The organism is Caulobacter henricii, from assembly GCF_001414055.1.
In the GTDB taxonomy this organism is placed as follows: domain Bacteria; phylum Pseudomonadota; class Alphaproteobacteria; order Caulobacterales; family Caulobacteraceae; genus Caulobacter; species Caulobacter henricii.
The window spans coordinates 2,133,172-2,156,880 of sequence record NZ_CP013002.1 but is presented as its reverse complement, the minus strand read 5'-3'; the positions used below and the strand labels follow the sequence as shown (position 1 = coordinate 2,156,880).

27 protein-coding genes are annotated in these 23,709 nt (G+C 63.6%); 17 read left to right on the top strand and 10 right to left on the bottom strand.

From position 1 onward, the window contains the following. The first annotated feature begins 1 nt into the window (after position 1). Entirely contained in the window at positions 2-1,081 is a 1,080-nt protein-coding gene (locus tag AQ619_RS10045; protein ID WP_236849443.1) for an alpha/beta fold hydrolase, read from the top strand. Positions 1,082-1,261: 180 nt separating this feature from the next. Here the strand turns inward: AQ619_RS10045 and AQ619_RS10040 are convergent, their stop codons facing one another. Continuing rightward, positions 1,262-2,110, bottom strand: a complete 849-nt coding sequence (locus AQ619_RS10040; RefSeq protein WP_062146884.1) for a metal-dependent hydrolase — start codon at positions 2,108-2,110, stop codon at positions 1,262-1,264. A 72-nt stretch (positions 2,111-2,182) separates the two neighbouring features. On the opposite strand from AQ619_RS10040, the gene AQ619_RS10035 reads away from it, so the two are divergent. Next, complete coding sequence (locus AQ619_RS10035; protein ID WP_062146882.1) at positions 2,183-2,797, top strand: TetR/AcrR family transcriptional regulator; 615 nt, start codon at positions 2,183-2,185, stop codon at positions 2,795-2,797. Here the strand turns inward: AQ619_RS10035 and AQ619_RS10030 are convergent. From AQ619_RS10030 to AQ619_RS10005, 6 genes are all read right to left on the bottom strand, one after another. Beyond that, positions 2,794-3,174, bottom strand: coding sequence for an NUDIX hydrolase (locus AQ619_RS10030; RefSeq protein ID WP_174515189.1), 381 nt, complete (start codon positions 3,172-3,174; stop codon positions 2,794-2,796). The genes AQ619_RS10035 and AQ619_RS10030 overlap by 4 nt on opposite strands. Next, complete coding sequence (locus AQ619_RS10025; RefSeq protein WP_062146878.1) at positions 3,174-3,575, bottom strand: hypothetical protein; 402 nt, start codon at positions 3,573-3,575, stop codon at positions 3,174-3,176. Before AQ619_RS10025 ends, AQ619_RS10030 begins: the two co-directional genes overlap by 1 nt. Then, a complete protein-coding gene (gene hemB, locus AQ619_RS10020) occupies positions 3,575-4,576 on the bottom strand; it encodes a porphobilinogen synthase (protein WP_062146876.1) in 1,002 nt (333 codons plus the stop codon). The genes AQ619_RS10025 and hemB overlap by 1 nt, the downstream gene beginning before the upstream one ends. Before the next feature lie 61 nt (positions 4,577-4,637). Further along, positions 4,638-5,096, bottom strand: coding sequence for a DUF2147 domain-containing protein (locus AQ619_RS10015; RefSeq protein WP_062146874.1), 459 nt, complete (start codon positions 5,094-5,096; stop codon positions 4,638-4,640). A gap of 154 nt (positions 5,097-5,250) precedes the next feature. Continuing rightward, on the bottom strand, positions 5,251-6,753 hold the full coding sequence (locus tag AQ619_RS10010) for a flavin-containing monooxygenase (protein ID WP_062146872.1): 1,503 nt from the start codon (positions 6,751-6,753) through the stop codon (positions 5,251-5,253). A gap of 216 nt (positions 6,754-6,969) precedes the next feature. Continuing rightward, a complete protein-coding gene (locus tag AQ619_RS10005; RefSeq protein ID WP_062146870.1) occupies positions 6,970-7,422 on the bottom strand; it encodes a DUF2147 domain-containing protein in 453 nt (150 codons plus the stop codon). A 252-nt stretch (positions 7,423-7,674) separates the two neighbouring features. On the opposite strand from AQ619_RS10005, the gene AQ619_RS10000 reads away from it, so the two are divergent. The 6 genes from AQ619_RS10000 to hemA all read left to right on the top strand — a co-directional run bounded on the left by AQ619_RS10000 (position 7,675) and on the right by hemA (position 13,724). Then, positions 7,675-8,814 carry an isobutyryl-CoA dehydrogenase gene (locus AQ619_RS10000; RefSeq protein ID WP_062146868.1) on the top strand — a complete coding sequence of 380 codons (1,140 nt, stop codon included), beginning with the start codon at positions 7,675-7,677 and terminating at the stop codon, positions 8,812-8,814. Between the two features lie 36 nt (positions 8,815-8,850). Then, positions 8,851-9,453 carry a histidine phosphatase family protein gene (locus AQ619_RS09995; RefSeq protein WP_062146865.1) on the top strand — a complete coding sequence of 201 codons (603 nt, stop codon included), beginning with the start codon at positions 8,851-8,853 and terminating at the stop codon, positions 9,451-9,453. Beyond that, positions 9,447-10,502: an enoyl-CoA hydratase/isomerase family protein gene (locus AQ619_RS09990; RefSeq protein ID WP_378109069.1), complete on the top strand. Its 1,056-nt coding sequence runs from the start codon at positions 9,447-9,449 to the stop codon at positions 10,500-10,502. Before AQ619_RS09995 ends, AQ619_RS09990 begins: the two co-directional genes overlap by 7 nt. Positions 10,503-10,559: 57 nt before the next feature. Further along, a complete protein-coding gene (locus AQ619_RS09985) occupies positions 10,560-11,366 on the top strand; it encodes a class I SAM-dependent methyltransferase (protein WP_062146863.1) in 807 nt (268 codons plus the stop codon). A 72-nt stretch (positions 11,367-11,438) separates the two neighbouring features. Next, a complete protein-coding gene (gene mmsB, locus AQ619_RS09980; RefSeq protein ID WP_062146861.1) occupies positions 11,439-12,335 on the top strand; it encodes a 3-hydroxyisobutyrate dehydrogenase in 897 nt (298 codons plus the stop codon). Positions 12,336-12,497: 162 nt separating this feature from the next. Next, positions 12,498-13,724, top strand: a complete 1,227-nt coding sequence (hemA, locus tag AQ619_RS09975; RefSeq protein ID WP_062151524.1) for a 5-aminolevulinate synthase — start codon at positions 12,498-12,500, stop codon at positions 13,722-13,724. 54 nt (positions 13,725-13,778) lie between these two features. Here the strand turns inward: hemA and AQ619_RS09970 are convergent, their stop codons facing one another. Beyond that, positions 13,779-14,219: a Ros/MucR family transcriptional regulator gene (locus tag AQ619_RS09970; protein WP_062146859.1), complete on the bottom strand. Its 441-nt coding sequence runs from the start codon at positions 14,217-14,219 to the stop codon at positions 13,779-13,781. 162 nt (positions 14,220-14,381) lie between these two features. Between AQ619_RS09970 and glyA the strand changes: the two genes are divergently transcribed. The 7 genes from glyA (at position 14,382) to AQ619_RS09935 (ending at position 21,123) form a co-directional block, all read left to right on the top strand. Beyond that, a complete protein-coding gene (gene glyA / locus AQ619_RS09965; RefSeq protein WP_062146857.1) occupies positions 14,382-15,674 on the top strand; it encodes a serine hydroxymethyltransferase in 1,293 nt (430 codons plus the stop codon). A 31-nt stretch (positions 15,675-15,705) separates the two neighbouring features. Further along, positions 15,706-16,179: a transcriptional regulator NrdR gene (gene nrdR / locus AQ619_RS09960; RefSeq protein ID WP_062146855.1), complete on the top strand. Its 474-nt coding sequence runs from the start codon at positions 15,706-15,708 to the stop codon at positions 16,177-16,179. Positions 16,180-16,249: 70 nt separating this feature from the next. Beyond that, on the top strand, positions 16,250-16,714 hold the full coding sequence (ribH, locus tag AQ619_RS09955; protein ID WP_062146853.1) for a 6,7-dimethyl-8-ribityllumazine synthase: 465 nt from the start codon (positions 16,250-16,252) through the stop codon (positions 16,712-16,714). Continuing rightward, entirely contained in the window at positions 16,711-17,160 is a 450-nt protein-coding gene (gene nusB, locus AQ619_RS09950; protein WP_062146851.1) for a transcription antitermination factor NusB, read from the top strand. Before ribH ends, nusB begins: the two co-directional genes overlap by 4 nt. Continuing rightward, entirely contained in the window at positions 17,120-18,181 is a 1,062-nt protein-coding gene (gene thiL / locus AQ619_RS09945; RefSeq protein ID WP_062146849.1) for a thiamine-phosphate kinase, read from the top strand. The genes nusB and thiL overlap by 41 nt, the downstream gene beginning before the upstream one ends. Before the next feature lie 35 nt (positions 18,182-18,216). Next, complete coding sequence (locus tag AQ619_RS09940) at positions 18,217-18,732, top strand: hypothetical protein (RefSeq protein ID WP_084745900.1); 516 nt, start codon at positions 18,217-18,219, stop codon at positions 18,730-18,732. Positions 18,733-18,981: 249 nt separating this feature from the next. Next, the gene (locus AQ619_RS09935; protein ID WP_062146847.1) at positions 18,982-21,123 is read left to right on the top strand and encodes a sodium-translocating pyrophosphatase; all 2,142 of its coding nucleotides are present in this window, start codon (positions 18,982-18,984) and stop codon (positions 21,121-21,123) included. Between the two features lie 113 nt (positions 21,124-21,236). On the opposite strand, the gene AQ619_RS09930 is transcribed toward AQ619_RS09935, so the two are convergent. Both AQ619_RS09930 and AQ619_RS09925 read right to left on the bottom strand, forming a co-directional pair. Continuing rightward, positions 21,237-21,767, bottom strand: coding sequence for a response regulator (locus tag AQ619_RS09930; RefSeq protein WP_084745898.1), 531 nt, complete (start codon positions 21,765-21,767; stop codon positions 21,237-21,239). A gap of 261 nt (positions 21,768-22,028) precedes the next feature. Continuing rightward, entirely contained in the window at positions 22,029-22,517 is a 489-nt protein-coding gene (locus AQ619_RS09925) for an outer membrane protein assembly factor BamE (protein WP_062146843.1), read from the bottom strand. A gap of 121 nt (positions 22,518-22,638) precedes the next feature. Here AQ619_RS09925 and AQ619_RS09920 point away from each other — a divergent pair, with 121 nt between their 5' ends. Together AQ619_RS09920 and AQ619_RS09915 are read left to right on the top strand one after the other, a co-directional pair. Beyond that, the gene (locus AQ619_RS09920) at positions 22,639-23,169 is read left to right on the top strand and encodes a ubiquinol-cytochrome C chaperone family protein (RefSeq protein WP_062146834.1); all 531 of its coding nucleotides are present in this window, start codon (positions 22,639-22,641) and stop codon (positions 23,167-23,169) included. Further along, on the top strand, positions 23,154-23,693 hold the full coding sequence (locus tag AQ619_RS09915; protein WP_062146832.1) for a YceD family protein: 540 nt from the start codon (positions 23,154-23,156) through the stop codon (positions 23,691-23,693). The genes AQ619_RS09920 and AQ619_RS09915 overlap by 16 nt, the downstream gene beginning before the upstream one ends. Positions 23,694-23,709 lie beyond the last annotated feature (16 nt).

Genomic DNA, 23,709 nt, shown 5'->3' with positions numbered 1-23,709 from the left:
CATGCTGATGCGCCGTCTGTCTCTCGTTATCGCGGCTCTCGCCGCGTTCGCAGCCCCGGCCGCAGCCGCACCGGCCGTCGCGCCGAAGGAGGGGGATTTCGTTGTCCGGGACTTCAAGTTCCGCACTGGCGAAGTGCTGCCGGAGCTTCGCCTGCACTACACCACACTGGGAGAGCCCCGGCGCGACGCCAGTGGCCGAGTGACCAATGCGGTGATGCTGCTGCACGGCACCGGCGGAACGGGAAGGCAGTTCCTGAGCCCCCAGTTCGCCGACGAGCTGTTGGTCCCCGGCGGCCTGCTGGACCCAGCCAAATACTATGTGATCCTTCCGGATGGCATCGGCCATGGCAAGTCGTCCAAGCCCAGCGACGGCCTGCAGGCGCGCTTTCCGCAGTACGACTATGACGACATGGTCGCGGCACAGCACCTGCTGCTGACCCAGGGCCTGAAGGTGGATGGCCTGCGCCTTCTGCTCGGGACATCGATGGGCTGCATGCACGGCTTCGTCTGGGGGGAGACATACCCGGACTTCGCTGTCGCCATGGCCCCCTTTGCCTGTCTGCCCAATGAGATCGCGGGTCGCAATCGCATGTGGCGCAAGCTGCTCATCGACGCGATCACCAAGGATCCGGCCTGGAAGGGTGGGACCTATGTCGAGCAACCGAAAGAAGGCCTGCGCACGGCGCTGGGCCTGCTGATGGTGGCCGGCCTCTCGCCGCTGCCCGCCCAGATCGCCAGCCCGACCCGCGAGGCCGCTGACAAGGCCGTGGACGACTACTTCGCCGCCCGGCTGCCGCCGCTGGACGCCAATGACCTGATCTATGCCGTCGGGGCTTCCCGCACCTATGATCCGTCGCCGAAGCTGGAGAGCATCACCGCGCCGGTGCTGTGGATCAACTCGGCCGACGACTTCATCAATCCGCCGGAGCTGGGCATCGCCGAGGCCCAGGCCAAACGGTTGAAGAACGGGACGTTCGTGCTGCTGCCGATCAGTGAAAAAACCAGGGGGCACGGCAGCCACACCTGGGCGGTGCTTTGGAAGGACAGGCTGGCCGCGTTCCTGAAGGCGACCGAGCGGTAGGCGGGCGCTAGGATACTCAAGCCGGCAGGGTTGCCCCGCGAGACCACAATCGGTTGTCATCCCGGACAAGCCCGGCGAACGCCGGGTGCAGATCCGAGACCGCTCCAAGCGCCGAGTTCATGCGTCGGTCCCGGATCTTCGCGCTATGCGCTCGTCCGGGATGACAACCTTTTGTAGCCTCTATTCCGCTGCCATGGCCGGGGTGAACTGCTCCCGCATGCCCGCCAGGCGCTCGCGATTGTCGTGGTCCCAGGGATGAAAGCCCGGACGATACCAGGCCCGGTACTCCCGCCCGCAGCGGCGGAACAGGCCCGGCGTTCCGAACAGGAACCACAACACCTTGGCGCGGGCGACGCCGCGCTTCATGCCGTCGGCGACCAGCAGGTCCGAGGCATAGACCGTGATGTTGCGCGTGAACATGATGCTGATCAGAACCATCACCCTGACACGCAGCTTGTAACGGTCCAGTGGCTTCCAGTGCCTGGTGACTTCCTGGAAGACGTCGAAGGCCACGGCCTTGTGTTCGGTCTCTTCGAGGGCATGCCACTGCCAGAGGCGCTTCATCTCGGGGTCGGTATTCGCAAACAGGTCGTCGTCACGCATGAAGGCGTCGGCCATCATCGAGGTGAAATGCTCCAGAGCGATCGTCGCGCCGAGCATGGCCATCGGGCCCCGGCCGCGAACCATGGCCGTGCGCTCCTTCACCTGGGCCTCGATCGCCGCGACCGGATAGCGGCTGCGGTCCAGGCCACCGTTCATCGCCACATGTTCGCGCGAGTGAATGGCTTCCTGGGTGATGAAGGCCTTGGCGTCATCCAGCAGCTTGCCTGAAAGCTTGGGCCGATAGTGGCGCACGGCGTCCATGAAAAGGCGCTCGCCATCTGGGAAGGTCAGGGACAGGGCGTTGAAGACGGCGGTGCCGACGACATCGCCACCGAGCCATGCGCCCTTGCTGGCGGCCTGGGTGTCAAAATGCAGATCGCGCGGGATGACAGAAACGTCGTCCGGAGTGCTGCGTTGGGTAGCCATGGCGTTCTGTCCTGCCTCAGGATAGGGCTTGTATGGTCAAGCCTGACGCTACAATTGGTGTTACCGACAAAAATGTCAATAGAGCATTCGCAGTGTCGTACGCGACATCGTCGTTCGCCTGAGGCTTCGCGCGACAACATCCTGGCCGCCGCCGAGACGATCCTTCTGGCCTCGGGTCCGCAGGACCTGAAGCTCGTCGAGGTGGCCAAGGGGGCTGGTGTGGCCAATGCCACGGTCCTGCACCACTTCGGGTCGATCGACGGCGTGCAAACCGCCCTGATGGAACGGATGATCCGACAATTGGTCGACGACGTACTGGCCATCACCACCGGCGAGGGACGGGGCGCGGCCTTTGCCGGCGAGGGCATGAGGGCCCTGTTCGACGCCTTCGAGTCCAAAGGGGCGGCGCGTCTGGCCGCCTGGCTGGCCCTTACCGGACAGGCGTCTCGTATGACCGGCGTTCAAGAGGCCGTTCAGGAAGTCATCGACGCGCGCATCAGCCAGATCGACGGCGTCTCGGCCGAGGTGATGGGCGACTTCATTCTGGGCTGTGTGACCTATGCGCTGGGGGTCGGCCTGTTTGGGTCACCGCTGGGCGAACTGCTGGGCAAGCCGCCCGGCCGAGCGCGCGAGGTGGCGCTGGGTATTCTGCAAGCCCGACTGGCGGCGGCGGCGCTCGGCGCCTAGAGGACGGCCAGCACCACGCGCATCAGGGGCGCTAGACGGATATCGCCCGGCGCGGCGATGTCGATCCAGGCCATTTCCTCGATCTCGGCGTGCACTCCGATCTCGCCCTCGACCTTGGCCAGATAGGTCGCCGCGCGAACAAGATGGTCCGGCTCGTTGGCGGCCGGTGCCTCGAACCGTCCCAGCAGCGTGGCCTCGACCAGCCGGCAGCCCAGTTCCTCGTCGAGTTCGCGGGCCAGGGCCGTGAGGTCGTCCTCGCCCGGCTCGCGCTTGCCGCCGGGCTTCATGAAGATCGCCGTGCCGCGCTTGCGGACCACCAGCATCCGGCCGGCATCGTCGTGGATGACGGCGGTGACGATATCGAGGATCGGCTGGATCATGGACCCAGCTTGGCCAATGTGAGGCCGCCCGCGCCGTCATAAACTGTGCCGGCAGATCGGCCACGTTGGTTGGCGATAGTGGCTACGAAGTGTCGACCGTATGGCTTTGAGTCCGCGAAGCGAAGCGTCAGGCGTGAGAAGTCGTCGAGCGTTGCGCCGTGTTTTGCCGCCAGCTCATGAAGCCATCGAGTGTATTGCAACAATGCGTCGGACAAGACCGGCGACGGCATGGCACCGCATATGGCACCCGCGATGAAGTCGATTTCGAGGAAGCCTTCTGATGAGTTCTTAGCTTCTTCAAAGATGTCGTAGCCGTAGCGCCCTATCGGCAGGCCAAGCCCCGTTGAGATAGAGTCACCCAGATTGTGAGCGATTGATCTCAGCGTACCAAACCGCATCAGCCCAGCTTTTCCGCCGCCCAGGGCGCGAAATAGCTGATGATCCCGGCCGCGCCGGCCCGTTTGAAGGCGGTCAGGCTTTCGAGGATGGCCCGTTCCTCGTCGATCCAGCCGTTCATGCCGGCGGCCTTGATCATCGCGTACTCGCCGGACACCTGGAAGGCGTAGGTGGGCATGCGGAACTCGTCGACCAGACGGCGCAGGATATCCAGATAGGGCATGCCCGGCTTGACCATGACCATGTCGGCACCCTCGGCGATGTCTAGTGCGACTTCGCGGATGGCCTCCTCGGTGTTGGCCGGGTCCATCTGATAGGTCTTCTTGTCACCCTGGCCGCCGGCCAGCTTGGCCGAGCCGATGGCGTCGCGATACGGGCCATAGAAGGCCGAGGCGTACTTGGCGGCATAGGACATGATCAGGGTGTCCTGGAAGTTCGCGCCTTCCAGCGCCGCGCGCAGGGCGCCGATGCGGCCGTCCATCATGTCGGACGGGGCCAGGATATCGGCACCGGCCTGCGCCTGCATCAGTCCCTGTTCGATCAGGCGTTCGATGGTCGGATCATTGAGGATCTTGCCGCCCTCGACGACGCCGTCGTGGCCGTGGTTCGTGAAGGGGTCCAGGGCCACGTCGCACATGATGCCGACTTCGGGTGCGGCGTCCTTCATGGCCTTGACCGCGCGAGGGATGACGCCGTCGGGATCGGCGGCGATCGAGCCGGCGGCGTCCTTCCGGGCCCCGTCGATGTGCGGAAAGATGGCGATGGCCGGGATGCCCAGGTCACGGGCCCGGACAGCGGCCTTGGCGGCCTCCTTGACGCTCAGGCGCTCAACGCCCGGCATCGAAGCCACCGGGATCACGCCTTCGCCTTCATGCACGATCATCGACCAGATCAGGTCGGAGGGGCGCACCTCGGCCTCGCGGACCAGGCGGCGGGTCCAGTCAGCCTGGCGAACGCGGCGCAGGCGGGTAGCGGGGTAGGGGGCGAGCGGGGGCGTGGTCATGGTCTAGGGTTTCGCGCGGTCGGGCCCGCGAGGCAAGCCACACCTGCCCTTAAGGCGTGTTCTAGGGACTGACCGAGGAAGCCATGACCGAGCTCGGGTCCACCCGTGTCCAGATTTGTGACTTGCACAGTATGCCACCCAGCACGCAGCCCTTGGCCTTAAGGGTCTTGGCGTCCAGTACCTCAGCTGTGCCGGCGAAGGTCATGTTGAGATCGGGCACGAAGACCCTGCCGCGCCATGCCCCGTTCTTGTCAGGCGCAAAGTCCCGAAGGAGCTGCAGGCCGACGAGGTTGGCCGAACCGCCCTTGCGGGCGTCGGCCTTGGCATGAGCACTGGCCCAGACCACCACGCCGCAGGCTGTTGCGCCGCAATCCTTGATCTCGAGATGGACGCTGTTCTTGGGGTTGCGCCACACGCCATAGGTCGTGGCGTTGTCGGGGGCGCTGGCAGCCACGGCAGGGCTGGACGCCAGGCCAAGCGCCGCCGAGACCGCAATCACGCCGAACATTCTCATACGCATCTTGGTTAGCGCCTCCACGGGTGAGCAGACTTGGAGGCAGGCTGGTCCATTGGCAAGGGGGAGCGCGCCGCAGGCGACTTCGAAACCGCTCGGGGTTGACGGCGGGGATCGCTACCGGATCACCGGATCCGGCCACATCCGCGCCCCAGCGCGATCAGGAATAGACGAAGCTGGCCTCGTCCAGATCGATGGCCGGCAGGTCATCCTTTTCCCGCCAATAGTCCTGGGTATGCCGCCACTCTGGCTTGTCGCCAGCCTTGGGCAAGAGATGCATGCCGCGCATCAGATAGCCCGGATTGAAATTTTCCGGATCAATCCAGCCCGACAGCGGCATGTCCTTGTCTTCCGGACGGAGCGCGACCTTGACCTGTTTGGCCCCCTTGGCCTCCATGTGGGACAGCAGGCGGCACACGAAATCGGCGATCAGGTCGGCTCGCAGGGTCCAACTGGCGCGGAAGTAGCCAAAGACCCAGGCCATGTTGGGCACGCCGGTGAACATCATGCCGCGATAGGTGACGGTGTCCGCGAAATTCAGCGGCTTGCCGTCGATCGCGAAGTCAATGTCGCCCAGCACATTCAGGTTGAAGCCGGTCGCCGTGACGATGATGTCCGCCTCGAGCTGTTCGCCCGATTTCAGAAGGAGCCCGGTCCTGGTAAAGCGTTCGATCTCGTCGGTGACCACGGAAGCCTTGCCCGAGGCTATGCCCTGGAACAGGTCGCCGTCCGGCACGAAGGCGATCCGCTGGCGCCAGGGGCGGTAGTGTGGGGTGAAATGCTTGGCGATGTCGAAGTCTTCGCCGAGGAAGGCTTTCACGCCCTCCAGCAGTTCGGCCTTGACCGCGTCGGGCTCGGCGACCGCGCGATGGGTGAACATTTCCTGGTCGAACAGGGCCTTGCGACGGACGATCTCGTGGATCCAGGTCTCGTCGATCTGCAGTTCACGCAGGGTATTGGCCAGGTCGTTCTCATTGCGCCCGGGGACGAAATAGGTCGGTGAGCGCTGCAGCAGGGTGACGTGGCTGCAGTCCCCGGCAATGGCGGGCACCAGGGTCGCCGCCGTGGCCCCCGAGCCGATGACCACGACCTTCTTGCCCTTGTAATCGAGGGCCTCGGGCCATTCCTGCGGATGGATGATCTGGCCCGCATAGTCGGCCATGCCGGGCCATTGGGGTGTGTAGCCCTGCAATTGGCGATAGTAGCCCTGGCACATCCAGAGGAAGTTGGTGGTGAAGCGCAGAACCGCTCCGTCGCTGCGGGTGACCTCCAGCGACCACAGCTTGTCCTGGCTGGACCAGCGGGCTGTGGTGATCCTGTGGCCATAGCGGATGTGGCGGCCCAGATCGTTGTCCTCGATCACCTCTCCCATGTATTTCAGGATCTCGGCGGCGCTGGCGATCGGTGGTCCGACCCAGGGCTTGAACCGATATCCGAAGGTATAGAGGTCGCTGTCGGAACGGATGCCGGGATAGGTATGGCTGCGCCAGGTTCCACCAAAGTCGCCGAGCGCCTCGAGGACGACGAAGCGCGTTCCCGGGCGTTGCTGGGTCAGGTGGTAAGCCCCGCCGACACCGGAAATTCCGGCCCCGACGATGATCACGTCGAAATGCTCGATCGACGACTTTTGCGGCGCTCTCTCGAGCGTAGAAGTGTCCGTCATGCGCGTCTTCCCTGGGCGGAGAACCCCATGAGGTCCGCCGCGTGCCCTCGCCAAAAGTCGATGCCTCTGCGGGCATCTAACTAAACGCCGTAAACCTACACGCTGCCGCGAGGTTTGATCAGGATCAAGCGCCTTGTTGTCATTGGATAGGCTGGGGCCCGCAACGGGCAGCGATGGATGGGCCGCAAATCGTTGGGATGAGCCGGATGCGGCTGCCTAGCTGGGAGCGCGGCCCGTGCTGGCCGTGACGGTTTCGACCCGGGTCCAGATCTGTGACTTGCAGATCAGCTTGCCGAGTACGCACCCCTTGGCGTGCATCGTCCGGGCGTCAAGGAACTCTGCGGTGCCAACCAGGGTGACCCGCAAGGTGGGCACGAAGACCTTTCCGCGCATCATGCGATTTCCGACGGGCTCAAATTCTCGCAGAAGCTGCTGGCCGATCAGGGTGTCGTAGCCACTCTTGCGCGCATCAGCCTGGGCCTTTGGGCTGGCATAGACGACCACGCCGCAGGTCGTGGCCCCGCAGCTCTTGATCTCGACCCGAACATTGTCCTTCGGATTGCGCCAGACGCCATAGCCTAGCGCGCTCTCGCCGGCCGCATGGGCAGGAACAGAGATGAGGCCGACAACTGCGGCAGACAGAACTGCGACGAGCTTCAAACTATGCATGCGAAAAGGTGACGCCTCCGGAGGCGTGATCTGCGATCAATGCGCTCTATGATCAAGGGGTTGTGGCATTCCAGGCACTACACAACGTGTAACAGTGGATTTCAGGATACAGGGTCTGGTGGGGCAGTGTTTCGGGTTCGGGCGTTGAAGGATGAGCCACCTGGACGCCGTTGACATCGATGGCGTTGCGCGGCACGTCCGGCAGCAAGATGTTGCGAGGGCGGTTCTGCCCCGCATGGGAGGATATCGCGCATGGATTTCGCACTGAGCGACGATCAGATCGCCATCCAGGACGCCGCGCGCGCCTTCGCTGAAGGACAGCTTGCCCCGCATTCGGCGGAATGGGACGAGAAGAAGCACTTCCCGGTCGATGTGCTGCGTCAGGCTGCTGAACTGGGTTTTGCCGGCATTTATGTGCAGGACGATGTCGGCGGCACCGGCCTGAGCCGTCTGGATGCCTCGATCATCTTTGAAGCCCTGTCCTATGGCGACGTCCCTACGGCCGCCTATCTCACCATTCACAACATGGCCTCGTGGATGATCGACCGGTTCGGGTCCGAGGATCTGCGCCAGCGCTATCTGCCGCGCCTGACGACCATGGAGCTGATCGCCAGCTATTGCCTGACCGAGCCGGGTTCGGGCTCTGACGCCGCTAACATGCGCACCAGCGCCAGGCTGGAGGGCGACCACTATGTGCTGAACGGCGGCAAAGCCTTCATCTCGGGCGGTGGCGTGTCGGACGTCTATGTGGTCATGGCCCGCACCGGCGGCGACGGTGCCAAGGGCGTCTCGGCCTTCGTGGTCGAGAAGGGAACGCCGGGCCTCACCTTCGGCGCCAACGAACGCAAGATGGGCTGGAACAGCCAGCCGACGGCCCAGGTCAATTTCGATGATTGCCGCGTGCCGGTGTCCAACCGCATCGGCCAGGAAGGCGAGGGCTTCCGCTTCGCCATGATGGGACTGGACGGCGGGCGCCTGAACATCGCCTCCTGCTCGCTGGGCGGGGCGCAGTTCGCGCTCGACACCGCCAAGGCCTATCTGGAGACCCGCAACCAGTTCGGGCGGCCGCTGAAGGACTTCCAGGCCCTGCAGTTCAAGCTGGCCGATATGGCCACCGAGCTGGAGGCGGCCCGCCTGATGGTGCGCCGCGCGGCCCATGCGCTGGACAACCGCGACCCGCAGGCCACCAAGCTCTGCGCCATGGCCAAACGCTTCGCCACCGACGCCGGGTTCCAGGTGGCCAATGATGCGCTGCAACTGCATGGCGGCTATGGCTATCTGCAGGACTATCCCCTGGAGCGCATCGTCCGCGACCTGCGGGTGCACCAGATCCTGGAAGGCACCAACGAGATCATGCGCGTGATCATAGCGCGCGAGATGTTTCGGCAGTAGAGCCACGCCAGCCCTTCGCCGAACCCAGGACCTGACGTGATCTATCTCTGCCGCCACGGCCAGACCGAGTGGAACCGCGAACGTCGCCTGCAAGGCCAGACCGAGGCCGACCTGACGCCGCTCGGCCGCTTGCAGGCCGCAGCCATGGCCGACCTGCTGCATGATCTGATTGCGCGCGACCCTTCAGCCGTCTGGCGGATCGTCGCCAGCCCGCTGCGTCGGGCGCGCGATACGGCCCAGGCCATCGCCGACCGGCTTGGCATGACGGTCGCCTTCGATGATCGGCTCATGGAGCTGACGGTCGGCCAGTGGGAGGGGCGGCTCTATGCCGATGTGCAGCGCGAAAATCCCGAGGCTTTCAACAGCCCAGAATGGTTCTTCACCGCGCCGGGCGGCGAGACCTATGAGCAGGTCATGGCGCGAGTGTCCGATTGGCTGGCCGAGCAGGCGACTGAACCGGAGCGCCGGCTGATCGTGGTCAGCCACGGCATCGCCGGCCGGCTGCTGCGGGGGGCCTATGCGGGCCTCTCGCGCGAAGCCACCCTGGCCCAGGACGTGCCTCAGGACGCGCTCTACCGATTGCACGGCGGCCAGATTGATCGCCTGGACTGTGAACCCGTCGAGGAACCGGCATGCTGAACGACACCGCCGAAATCATTGTCCGCGTTCATAAAAACGTCGGCCGCATTACGCTCAACAGGCCCAAGGCCTTACATGCCCTGACCTTGGGCATGTGCGAGACCATGATCGAGACCCTGCTGGACTGGCAGGCCGATCCCGAGATCGACATGGTCATGATCGATCACACCGGCGAGCGCGGCTTCTGCGCCGGCGGCGACATCCGAATGCTGGCTGAGAGCGGGGCGGGCGACGGCATCGCGGCTTGTCTGTTCTTCCACACCGAATACCGGCTCAATCACCTGATGTTCCACTATGACCGTCCTATCGTGGCGATCATGGACGGCGTGGTGATGGGCGGCGGCGTCGGCATCTCGATGCCGGCTCACTATCGGATCGCCACGGAACGCACGACCTTTGCCATGCCTGAAACCGGCATCGGCCTGTTCCCTGATGTCGGCGGCGGCTGGTACCTGCCGCGCCTGCCCGGCAAGGCGGGGCTGTGGCTGGCCCTGACCGGCGCGCGGATCAAGGGCGCGGACTGCCTGCGCCTGGGGATCGCCACCCACTTCGTCGAGTTTGGCGCGATCGAGGGGCTGAAGAAGGCGATCATCGCTGATCACCGCCGGATCGACGAAACCTTGAAAATGTTCCGGGCCGATGCGGGCAAGGCTCCCCTGGCCAGCATCGAACAGGACCTCAACCGGCTGTTTGTCGGGGACAGTGTCGAACAGATCTTCGAGTTTCTGGAAATGGATTCCAGCGACTGGGGCAAGGCCCAGCTCGCCGCCCTGAAGACCAAGTCGCCCCAGACCCTGAAGGTCGCTTTCCGGCAACTGGCGCTGGGGGAGTCCGCCGAGGACTTCGGCGAGCACATGGCGATGGAGTATCGGATCGGTGCCCGTGTTGTCCGGAAGCATGACTTCCTCGAAGGGGTCCGTGCCGTGATCATCGACAAGGACAATGCGCCCCAGTGGGCTCCGCAGTCTCTTGAAGGTGTGACCGAAGCGATGCTCGACGAGATTTTCGCACCCTTGCCGCCGGAAGATGAATGGACGCCCCTGACGTAAGGAGCGTGTTGCGCTAACCTTGTCGTAACAAGAAGACTACCGGTCGGAAGGAATGCCATGCGTAAGCCGCTTCTCAGTCTCGTTGCCGTACTCGGGCTTGCTGCGTGCGCCACGACACCCGTGGGTCCGCCGCCTCCGCCGCCTCCGCCTTCTGGAGCGGTCGCTGTTGCGATCCCGGCCAATATCGCCGCTGCCGTCTCTGACCCGACGCGCCCAGCCACAGACATGGTGCGGGACAGCGACCGACTGCCTGGGGAGGTCCTGGCCTTTGCCGGCGTCAAGAGCGGTGCCAAGGTCGCAGACCTCATTCCTGGCGGCGGCTATTTCACCCGGATCTTTGCCAAGGCCGTAGGGCCCAAGGGCAAGGTCTATGCCTATGTCCCTGACGAACTTACCAAGCTGGCGAAGCGCGAACCTGCGGTGAACGCCGTGGCGCGTGACCCGGCCTACAAGAACGTCACCGTCATTCTCAATACGCTTCCCAACTTTGCGGCACCCGAAAAGCTGGACCTCGTGTTCACGGCCCAGAACTATCACGACATGCACAACAAGTTCATGGGCCCGGCAGACCTGGCGGCCGTGAACAGGGCCATTTTCCGCTCCTTGAAGCCCGGCGGAGTCTACCTGGTCATCGACCATTCGGCCGAGGCGGGTTCCGGTCTGCGCGATACGGAAGGCCTGCATCGCATCGACTCGGCTGTGGTGAAGTCGGAAGTGACCGCAGCTGGCTTTGTCTTCGAGGGCGAGAGCCCTGTCTTGCGCGACCCTGCCGACAAGCGCGCTGTCAGCGTTTTCGACCCCTCGATCCGCGGCAAGACGGACCAGTTTGTCTACAAGTTCCGCAAGCCTGCCGGTGCCCGGTAGGTTCGGTAGCACAGCGTTTTCAACGATAAGAGCCGCGCCCATGAGGCGCGGTTCGCATTTGGGAGCTCCAGCATGACCCGCATCGCCTTTATCGGGCTTGGCAATATGGGCGGTGGCATGGCCGCCAGCCAGGCCAGGGCCCAGCATCAGGTCAAGGCGTTCGACCTGTCGCATGAGGCGGTCGCGCGGGCTGTTGCGGCGGGATGTCACGCCGCCGATTCGGTGGCCGAGGCCGTAGCCGATGCCGAGGTGGTGATCACCATGCTGCCGGCCGGTCCGCACGTGCGCAGCGTCTATGGCGAGCAGATCCTGGCCCATGCGCCCAAGACGGCCCTGCTGCTGGACTGCTCGACCATTGACGTTGAGAGCGCTCGTGCTGTGGCCAGGCAGGCAGGCGAGGCAGGCTTTCGCTTTGCCGATGCGCCGGTATCGGGCGGCATCATGGCTGCCGAGGCCGGGACCTTGGCCTTCATGGTCGGCTGCGACGCGGCTGACTTTCCCGCCGTTGAGGCGGCGCTGGCACCGATGTCGCGCGTCACCATCCATGCCGGAGACCATGGTGCAGGGCAGGCGGCCAAGATCTGCAACAATATGCTGCTGGGGGTGTCGATGATCGGGACCTGCGAGGCCTTCGCCCTGGCCGAAAAACTGGGCCTGGCGGCTGACCGATTCTTCGAGGTTGCCAGCAAGTCGTCAGGCCAGTGCTGGTCGGTCTCGACCTATTGCCCCGTACCCGGTGTGGGCCCCGCCACGCCCGCCGATCGCCAGTATGAAGGCGGATTTGCCACGGCAATGATGCTCAAGGACCTGAAGCTGGCCCAGGACGCCGCCGCAAAGGCCGGTGCCTCCACGCCCATGGGGGCCCAAGCCGAGGCGCTTTACGCCCTGTTCGACGCCAATGGTTTTGGGGGCAAGGATTTCTCGGCTGTGATCCAGATGCTGCGCGGACGGCTCGCCGATCTGGCCTAGGCAGGTCTTGACTTGGATCAATGTGACAAAAGGCCTAATTCTTAAGCGTAAGTAATCGTCCCTATGTGGACAGCTGCGGCCAGCGCGTGCGAAACGCGGTTTATCGAGAAGGGGACCGGCGGTCCGGCGGCCTTGTCCGTCTGGCGGTCGAGCAAGAAGACCATGGACTATAAAGCCGCGTTCCGCGCCGCCGTTGATCAGATCCGTGATGAGGGGCGTTACCGCGTTTTCGCCGACCTCAAGCGCCACCGCGGCGCTTTTCCCCACGCCACCTGGACCCGGCCGGACGGCGGTGAGAGCGACGTCGTGGTCTGGTGCAGCAATGACTATCTGGGCCAGGGCCAGAACCCGATCGTGCTGGATGCCATGCACAGCGCCATCGACCAACATGGCTCGGGGTCCGGCGGAACGCGCAACATTTCCGGCACCAACCATCACCACGTCGAACTCGAGGCGGAACTCGCCGACCTGCACGGCAAGGACGCAGCCCTGCTGTTCACCTCGGGTTATGTGTCAAACGAAGCCAGCCTGAGCGTCCTCTACAAGATCCTTCCCGGCCTGATCATCTTCTCCGATGAACAGAACCATGCCTCGATGATCGCCGGCATCCGCAACGGCGGTGGCAGGCGGCACATTTTCCGCCACAACGATCTGGCCCACTTGGAAGAACTGCTGGCGGCCGCTCCGGCCGACGCGCCCAAGCTGGTGGCGTTCGAGAGCGTCTATTCGATGGATGGCGATATCGCCGATGTCGGCGCGACGGCGGCCCTGGCCAAGAAATACGGCGCTATGACCTATCTCGACGAGGTCCACGCGGTTGGCATGTACGGTCAGCGCGGCGGCGGCGTCGCCGAGCGCGACAATGTCATGGACCAGATCGACATCATCGAAGGCACCCTTGGGAAGGCCTTTGGCGTGATGGGCGGCTACATCACGGGCAATAGCGAAGTGATTGATGCCATCCGCCTGATGGCTTCGGGCTTTATCTTTACGACGTCTCTGCCGCCGGCCCTGACCGCAGGAGCCCTGGCCAGCGTCAAATGGCTCAAGCTGCACCCCGAAGTGCGCGAAATGCACCAGGAACGCGCCCAGACGCTGAAGGCCATGTTCAGGGCTGCGGGCCTGCCCGTGATGGAGAATGACAGCCACATTGTGCCGGTGATGGTGGGCGACCCCAACCACACCAAGCTGATCAGCGACCTGCTGCTGGCTGAGCACGGCGTCTATGTGCAGCCGATCAACTATCCGACCGTGCCGCGCGGTACCGAGCGCCTGCGCTTTACGCCGACGCCGTTCCATACCGACGACATGATGCGCAAGCTGGTCGGAGCGATGGAGCAGTTGTGGGCGCACTGCAACGTGGCGCGCATGGGCGGTCACGCAGCCTGATCACCCAGGGTGTCTGACCCGGCGGTTCACCCCGGGTTTTTGGACCGAACGCTTTCAGAGGCCGCGCCTGACGCCCTTGCCCAGGCCAATCTGTTTGGCGAATTCCGATCGCCTCGCGGCATAGGCCGGTGCCACCATCGGATAGTCCGCCGACAGGCCCCATTTTTGACGGTAGGCCTCGGGGCTCATGTCGTAATGCGAGCGCAGATAACGCTTGAGCATTTTCAGATGTTTGCCGTCTTCAAGACAGACCAGGTAGTCGTGCTGGACCGAGCGTGACACCGGAACCGCCGGCCGGACCTTTTCGGCCGGGAGCTTCGCTTCACGGCGTTCCAGGCTCACCAAGGACGCGTGAATCGTGCGGATGAGTTCGGGAATGACGACCTGCTGCACGATGTTGTGGCCGACATAGGCCGACACAATTCCGGCACTCAGCGTGAGAAGATCGCCGGATTGTTCGCCCTCGAGAATTACAGCCTCGGTTTGCGCCGTCATCGATAGTCGCCTTTTGATTGCTGCGCCTTGGGACCGAGGATCGGTTCCTCCGGCCGGGCAAGCGACGAACGCCCAAGCTTATCGATAGTTCCGCGATTGATCGCGGCGCGAAGGCCGCTAAAGAAGGCGCCACCGACTCCCCGCAGCGTCTGGAGACCGCCCATGACCGCACCCGCTTCCACCCTGACCGCATTTTTCGGCGCGGACCTCGCCACGGCAGACCGCGACATCTTTGATCGGATCGGTCTTGAGCTGGGTCGTCAGCAGAACCAGATCGAGTTGATCGCGTCGGAAAACATCGTTTCGAAGGCCGTGCTTGAGGCTCAGGGGTCCATCCTGACCAACAAGTATGCCGAAGGTTATCCGGGCAAGCGCTACTATGGTGGCTGCGAATTCGTCGACGAAATCGAACTTATCGCCATCGAGCGGGCCAAGCAGCTGTTCGGCGCGAGCTTTGCCAATGTCCAGCCGCACTCTGGCTCGCAGGCCAACCAGGCTGTGTTCATGGCCCTGCTGCAGCCCGGCGACAGCTTCCTGGGCATGGATCTGGCGGCAGGCGGCCATTTGACGCACGGCAGCCCGGCCAATCAGTCGGGCAAGTGGTTCAAGCCGGTGTCCTACACCGTGCGGCAGCAGGACCAGCTGATCGACTATGACAACGTGGCTGAGGTGGCTCAGCGCGAGAAGCCCAAGCTGATCATCGCCGGCGGCAGCGCCTATAGCCGTGAGATCGATTTCGCCCGGTTCCGCCAAATCGCCGACAGTGTCGGGGCCTATCTGATGGTCGACATGGCCCATTTCGCGGGCCTCGTGGCCGGCGGAGTTTTCCCGAGCCCGATCCCCCATGCCCATGTCGTGACGACCACGACCCACAAGACCCTGCGCGGCCCGCGTGGCGGCATGGTGCTGACTAACGATGAAGCCATCATCAAGAAGGTCAATTCGGCGGTTTTCCCTGGCCTGCAGGGCGGCCCGCTGGAGCACGTGATCGCCGCCAAGGCCGTGGCTTTCGGCGAAGCGCTGCGGCCGGAGTTCAAGGCCTATGCCCAGCAGGTGATCTCCAATGCTCGCGCCCTGGCCGAGGCACTTGGCAAGTCGGGCGTCAATATCGTCTCCGGCGGCACCGATAGCCACCTGATGCTGGTGGATCTGCGGCCCAAGGGTGTGACCGGCCGTGACGCCGAGCATAGCCTCGAGCGTGCCAACATGACCTGCAACAAGAACGGCGTGCCGTTCGATACGGCACCGTTCACGGTGACGTCCGGTATCCGCCTTGGCACACCGGCCGGTACGACGCGGGGCTTCAAGGAAGCCGAGTTCACCCGGGTGGGTGAACTGATCGGCGAAGTCGTCAATGGCCTTGCCGCCCATGGCGCTGACGGCAACGCAGCCGTCGAAGCCAAGGTGCGTGAAGAGGTCCTGGCCTTGACGGCGCGCTTCCCGATCTACAACTAATAGGTTGGATAGAGCCGGGGAGGGCTAGATCATGCGCTGCCCGTTCTGTGGACATGCTGAAAGCCAGGTCAAGGACAGCCGCCCATCGGAGGATGGCGCGGCCATCCGCCGTCGGCGCGCCTGCCCGGAATGCGGTGGGCGATTTACCACTTTTGAGCGGGTTCAGTTGCGGGAACTGACCATCCTCAAGCGCTCTGGTCGCCGCTCGCCTTTTGACCGGGAGAAGCTTGTCCGTTCGATTGCCCTGGCGACCCAGAAGCGCCCTGTCGAGGCTGAGCGGGTCGAACGCATGATCAATGGCATCGTCCGGCAACTGGAAAGCATGGGCGAAACCGAACTGCCGTCCTCGACGGTCGGCGAAATGGTCATGAAGGCGCTGAAGGCGCTCGATGACGTGGCCTATGTCCGCTACGCCTCGGTCTATCGCGATTTCAAGGAAACTAGCGATTTCGCAAAGTTTCTGGGCGAAGAAGGTCTGAGCGACGTCGCGGAAGAAGAACTATAGGCGCATTCTGTTTCGGTTAAGGCTGAGTCTGTTGGCGATGCGCCGGCACCGGCCCGGGAGTTCGAGCTAGATGGTTGAAGAGAAGATCCGCCTGCTGATCGTGGAGGGCCGAAGCTATTCGGGTATCTCCGACGAGTTGCTGCGCGGAGCCGTGCAGGCGATTGAAGCCTATGGCGCGGAGCATGACGTCATCACAGTCTCGAGCGCGCTGCAGATCCCGGGTGCCGTGGCTCTGGCCGAAGAGGCCGGCCACAGGCCAATCGGGGTTCAGTATGATGGTTATGTCGCCCTCGGTTGCGTGATCAGGGGCGAGACCTACCATTTCGAGATCGTCGCCAATGAAACGGCGCGTGGCCTGCAGGATCTCTGCATCGGCAAGCGGCTGGCGATCGGCTTCGGCGTTCTGACCGTCGACGAGGAAGACCAGGCCTGGACGCGCGCCCGCGTGAGTGAAGGCGACCGCGGCGGTGCCGCCGCCAAGGCCTGCCTCGAAACGATTGCCCTGAAGCGCCAGTTGCTGGGGCAGCCCCGATGAGCAAGAGCCGCATTCAACCGCGTTCGGTGGCGCGACTGGCCGCTGTTCAGGCCCTCTACCAGATGGAAGTCTCGGGCGTCGGCGTTGACGCTGTGGTTCGGGAATTCTCCGAGCACCGTTTCGATCGTGACGTAGACGGCGAGCAGATGGCCGCCGCAGACGAAACTTTCTTTGCGGAACTGGCCAAGGGCGTAGTGGCTAAGCAGGGCGAGGTCGATCAGGCGATCGTCAAGCGCCTGGCTTCTGGCTGGCGGCTGGACCGGCTGGATGCAACAGCGCGCGCCGTCCTGCGGGCGGGTGCGTTTGAGCTGATGCACCGCCCGGATGTTCCAACCGAAGTCGTCATTGACGAGTATGTCGAGATCGCCAAATCGTTCTTCGAAGGACCGGAGGCCGGATTCATCAATGGCGCACTCGACGCGATCGCCCGCGATGCACGAACCTGAGGCAGACGACGACTGGTTTGCAGATGACGGCCCGTCGGAACCGGCGGCTGAGCCGGCCAACGAGTTCGACCATATTGCCCGTCTTCTGCGTCCGCTGACGCGCGGTGATCCGGTCGCCCTTGACCTTCTGGATGATGCGGCGGTGCTTCCGTCCCGCCTGGATCATGATCTGGTGATCACCAAGGACGCCATGGCCGGTGGCGTCCATTTCCTGACCGGTGAGGCTCTCGACCTGGTCGCCAAGCGCCTGCTGCGAACCAATCTCTCCGACCTGGCGGCCAAGGCGGCCGAGCCTTACGGCTACTTCCTGTCGATCGGCTGGCCGTCCGGCACGACCGTCGAGGATCGGGAGGTCTTTGCCCGCGGCCTCGCCGAGGACGGCGCTCTTTACGACATCAGCCTGCTGGGCGGCGACACCTTCAGCACCTCGGGTCCCCTGGTCGTGTCCGCGACCTTCCTCGGTTGGGTACCCGCCGGAGACGCGGTTCTGCGCCGTGGCGCGCGCGTCGGTGACCGTCTGATGGTCAGCGGTACCATCGGCGACGGCTGGCTTGGGCTTCTGGCGCACTGGGGTGAAGTCGAGGATCCGGATGGCAGTCTGGTCAGCAGCTATCGTCTGCCGCCGCCGCGCCTGAGCGTTCGCGACGCCTTGCGGGCCTATGCGCGCGCTGCTGCTGATGTTTCGGACGGCCTCCTGGCTGACGCCGCCCATGTCGCCAAGGCCAGCGGATTGCGGGTCATGGTCGATCTGGATCGACTGCCTCTGTCGCCGGGGGCCCGCAACTGGCTCAATGCCCAGCCGGAAGCCGGCGAAGCGCGCATGTCGCTCGCCTCGGGCGGCGATGACTATGAAATCGTCTGTGCGGTGGACCCGGGTGACGTCGCAGCCTTCCAGGCCGCTGCCATGGCGGCCGGCGTTCCCGTGCGCGATATCGGTGAGTTCGTCGAGGGGGAGGGCGTCTGTGCCCTCTTCAAGGGCAAGGACATCACACCCGAGCGCCTCGGCTGGCTGCACGGGTAGTAAACCAGCAAGCCTTGCCGGGTAATAGAAGGGGCATGACCCTTCGCCCCGTCCCCTCGCGCCGCTTCTTCCTTGCCGCCTGCCTCCTGGCCCTGGCCAGCCCGGCTCTGGCCAACGAGTCTGGCAAGAAGAAGGAGGGAGAGGGCCCTCCGCCGGATCCCAAGGTCAAGCTGCAGCCCATCGCCATCCCGATTATCGTGGACGGCAAGCTCCTCAACTACGTCTTCGTCAACTTGACCCTGACCCTGGCGTCGGCGGTGCCCGTGACAACCATGGAGGGCAAGGAGCCGTTCTTGCGCGATGCTGTGGTCAAGGCGGCTCACCGCACTCCCTTTACCGCTGCGGACACCTACAACGAAGTGGACGCCGAGAAGCTGAAGCTTGCCGTGCTGCGCGAGGCCGCTGGCCTGGTCGGCAAGGGCAAAGTGGCGTCCGTTGAGATCACCAAGCAGATTGCCCGCAGACAAATTCCGCATCCGTCCGGGCCGCGGCGCCCGTCTGCTCCGCCCCCGTCTTCAGGGTCGACTGCAGCGCCCTCTGCGCATCACTAAGTCCATTTAGAACAATTGTTTCATTCTCGCCGGGGCTTGTAAGGCCACGGGTTGCGCACTGTTGTGCCATTTGGCACTGTCCTCGCCTTGGCGCGCCGTGCGCGTCAATTCAGGGAGCATCGAGGGGGCATGAGGCCATAAGGCCCGTCCGTCGATCCGGGGTATCGATCTGATCAAATGATCTGGTCGTGTGCTGCGTCCGGACCGGCATCCCCCTCGTGAATGGAAGCGCGAAGGGGCAATTCTCGAATGAGTTCTTGGCTTATACTGGCTATAGCGGCCGGGCTGCTGGCGGTGCTGTACGGTGCCGTACAGACAGCCGGCTTGATGCGGGCTTCGGCCGGCAATGCAAAGATGCAGGAAATCGCTGCGGCGATCCAGGAAGGCGCTCAGGCCTATCTGAAGCGGCAGTACACCACGATCGCCCTTGTTGGCGTGGTGGTCATCGCTCTTCTGGCCTTCTTCTTTAAATCCTGGGAGCAACCGGTTGGCTTCGCCCTGGGGGCAATCCTGTCCGGAGCTGCCGGCTTCGCGGGCATGTTGATCTCCGTGCGCGCCAATGTGCGTACGGCCCAGGCGTCTTCCGAGAGCCTGGCCAAGGGTCTTTCGATGGCCTTCACCTCCGGTGCCGTCACCGGCATGCTGGTGGCCGGTTTCGCCCTGATCGGGGTTGCGGGCTATTTCGCTGTGCTGACCGGTCCTGGCGGCTATGACGGCACGGACCGCGTGGTGGTCGACTCGCTGGTGTCGCTGGGCTTCGGTGCCAGCCTGATCTCGATCTTCGCTCGACTGGGCGGCGGCATCTTCACCAAGGGTGCGGACGTTGGCGGTGACCTGGTGGGCAAGGTGGAAGCCGGCATTCCGGAAGATGACCCCCGCAACGCCGCGACCATCGCGGACAATGTCGGCGACAACGTCGGTGACTGCGCCGGCATGGCCGCTGACCTGTTCGAGACCTATGCCGTGACCACCGTCGCGACCATGGTCCTGGCGGCGATCTTCTTCCGCGGCACCGAAGCGGTCACCGCGATGATGCTGCTGCCGCTGGCCATTTGCGCGGTCTGCATCGTCACCTCGATCGTCGGCGCGTTCTTTGTCCGCCTGGGCAAGAGCCAGAACATCATGGGGGCTCTCTACAAGGGCCTTATCGTCACCGGCCTGCTGTCGATCCCGGCCGTCTGGTACGTGATCCACCAACTGGTTCCGGCCGCTGTCACGGTCGGTGATCAAACCTTCGACGCCAACAGCCTGTTCTATTGCGGCCTGGCGGGTCTGGCTGTCACCGCCCTGATCGTGATGATCACCGAGTACTATACGGGCACCAATTTCCGCCCGGTGAAGTCGGTCGCCCAGGCCTCAGTCTCGGGTCATGGTACCAATGTGATCCAGGGTCTGGCCATGTCGCTGGAATCCACGGCCCTGCCGGCCCTGACCATCATCGTCGGCATTGTTGTGACCTACAATCTGGCGGGCCTGTTCGGGATCGCCATCGCCACCACCACCATGCTCTCCCTGGCTGGCTTTATTGTCGCCCTGGACGCCTTTGGCCCGGTGACCGACAACGCCGGCGGCATCGCCGAAATGGCCGGACTTCCGCCGGAAGTCCGCGTCACGACCGACGCACTTGACGCCGTGGGCAATACCACGAAGGCCGTCACCAAGGGCTATGCCATTGGTTCGGCCGGCCTGGGTGCCCTGGTCCTGTTTGCGGCCTATACCGAAGACCTCAAGTACTTCTCGGCCAATGCCGCGCCGGGCAGCTTCTTCGAGGGTATGGGTCCGGTGACCTTCGACCTGTCCAACCCCTATGTTGTGGTTGGCCTGCTGTTCGGTGGGCTGCTGCCGTTCCTTTTCGGCGGCATGTCGATGACGGCGGTCGGCCGGGCGGCGGAATCGGTTGTGGCCGAGGTTCGGCGTCAGTTCCGTGAGAACCCGGGCATCATGACCTATGAGGTCAAGCCGGAGTACGGCAAGGCCGTGGACATCCTGACCAAGGCCGCCATCCGTGAAATGATCGTGCCGAGCCTGCTGCCGGTTGTTTCTCCGGTGGTGCTGTTCTTCACGATCCAGGCCATCGCCGGCAAGGTCGATGCTTTTGCTTCGCTCGGCGCGATGCTGATGGGTGTCATTGTCACGGGCCTGTTTGTCGCCATCTCGATGACCAGCGGCGGCGGTGCGTGGGATAACGCCAAGAAGGTGATCGAAGAAGGATTCACCGACAAGGACGGCGTCCTGCACAAGAAGGGCTCCGAAGCTCACAAGGCCGCTGTCACCGGTGACACCGTTGGTGACCCCTACAAGGATACGTCGGGTCCGGCCGTGAACCCGATGATCAAGATCACCAACATCGTGGCTCTGCTGCTGTTGGCCGTTCTGGCCCACGGCGTCTGATCTACGACGGCTTCTAGACTGCAAGACGCCCCGGGGAGCGATCTCCGGGGCGTTTCTTGTTTCAAGCAGCACTTGCCTAGAGGGGGGCGAGCTCTGGTCCGCCCATGTGGGCTCTAGTAGACGTCTTCGGGGTCGAAATCTTCCCCGGCTGCCTCAGCTGCGGCCCGACGTTCCTGTCCGGCGAACTCGTGGTCGATCCGGCGACGGCGGCAAGGTCCGAAATAGTCGCCCACCCGTACAAACGGGCGCGGGTTGTTGATCACCTCATTGAGGCGGTGCATCACGCCGCGCGCATTCAGGGGCTTGGCCAGGAACTCTGTGACCCCCGCCATGCGGGCCTCATCCAGGCTGCGCTTCGTGGCATGACCGGTGACCATGATGATGGGTACAAACCGACAGGGGCTGGCGGTTGATGTGCGGATCCACCGAATGAAGGCCAAACCATCGACGGGTTGCATCATCAGGTCGGTGAAGATGATGTCGACTTCTTTGCCATTGAGAATGCGGAGCGCCTGTAGGCCGTCATCTGCTTCTTGAATGTCGCGAATGCCGAAGGACTTCAGGATCGCACCCAGGATCTTGCGCATGTTCTGATTGTCATCGACAAGCAGAAGCGACAACGCCTTGAGGTCCATCCCGTTCATTCACCGCCTCCCAATCTTGGCAAGGTCTTGGTTCTTTAGCTTAGCCGTCTTGTTAATGAGCTTGCCTTGACGCTGGTTGATGAAGTGTTTCAGGCAAGGGGTGGGCGTAACAGAGCGTCGGGATCTAGCTTTGACCACCAATCCCGTCGCGTCTGAGTTTGCCTATGCCCTTAATCCTTAGAGACCGCTAACAGTCACATGCGTAAAAAGGCCGCACGCTCTGAGCATGCGGCCTTTCGAAAAACATCCCAATTCTAAGCTTTAGCGGCGATCGCCAGGGCGGCTACCGGGAACATTATCCTGATCGTTGGGTAGCATGCCGCCACGGCCCACATTGCCAAGCAACTGCTCAAGGATCGTCATCTCGCGTCCGCGGGTCGGCGTTTCGCGTCCGTTATAGGCAATGACCTTGCCGTCCTTCAGCGTGAAGGTGTTGATCGAGGAAACCTTCTCGTCGGCCGGGTTGAACTTGATGGCGATCACGTCGCGCTTGATCACCCGCGGCATGTAGAACGCCACCCGGTCGGTAGTCTGGGACACATAATACCAGGTGTTGGGGTCGAAAGTCGAAACGGTCGAGGGCGAGCCCAGCTTTTCCATGAGGGTGGACTTGCTGTCTTCACCGATCTTCATGTCGGCAGGCTTGGCTTCAATGGCCTGAAAGCCGGAGTAGCTCGTCAGCGGCGTGCAGCCGGACACAACGGCAGACAGGCCGAGGGCGGCGGCGACAAAAACGGCGGGACGAAACATGAGGTCTCCGGAACCGGAAGAATGCTGGACTTTGACCTATCGCCCGGAGGGGCTTAGTTCAATGGTCCGCGTGGACCAGATGCTCATCTAGCGACGGCACGCGGCGAAATAGAGGCGTTGAATGATTCTCGAACGGCTGTTGAAGCCCAGACCCTCCAAGGCGGCAGGGGCCAAGCTCTATGCTTCGGCGGTCGCCCAGGCACGGTCAGCTCCGCTTTACCGGGAGATGGGCGTTCGCGACTCGCTTGAAGGGCGGTTCGAACTTTTCACGCTGCACGTCGTGCTCCTGCTGGAACGCTTGAAGGGGCAGGGCGACCTTGCGGCAGAAACTTCGCAGGCGGTGTTTGACGCCTATGTACGCGGTCTGGACGATGCATTCCGCGAGATCGGTGTGTCGGACACCGCAGTCGGCAAGAAGATGAAGAAGCTGGCCGGGGCCTTCTATGGCCGATTGAAGGCGTTTGACGAGGCCGTCGCCGGCCTGCCTGATCGCGCCGCCCTGGCCGAAATGATCGGCCGCACGGTCCTGGAGGAGCGTGGCGAGGGGGATGTACAGGCGCTGATGGACTATGTCGTCGCCGCCCGTGAGAGCTTGGCGGCTCAATCGCTGACCGCACTGCTGCAAGGAGAGGCGCAATGGCCGAACCCCTGACCGTGGCCTGGCCCTATGAAGTCCCTCTGGCCCGTGTCGATCGCGGTGATGTGAGCCTCAGGTTCGAGCCTGATGCCGACCAGCGCAAGGCCATTGCCCGGCAGCTGGGACTGGTGCGTCTCGAGGCTTTCTCCTCCGAGGTCTATCTGAGCGCCTGGCTGGATGGCGCGGAAGTTTCGGGCCGCCTCAGCGCGCGCGTCGTTCAGACCTGCAGTGTGACGGCAGATGACTTTGAAGACGCCATTGAGGCGCGCTTTACGGTGCATGTCATCCCCGCCAACAGCGAACATGCGCCGGCGCAGGATGGTGGTGAACTGGGCCTCGATCCCGAGGCTGATGACCCGCCGGACGTCCTTGAAAGTGATGTGATTGATGTCTCTGGTTATGTGCTGGAACATCTGGCGCTGGAACTGGATCCATTCCCCCGTAAGCCGGGAGCCGTGTTCGAAAACCCGCTGCCGACTGCGGAAATCTCACCGTTCGCCGCGCTCAAGGCGCTCAAACCCAAGGGCGAGTCGGACTAAAGCGAGCCGACTCACC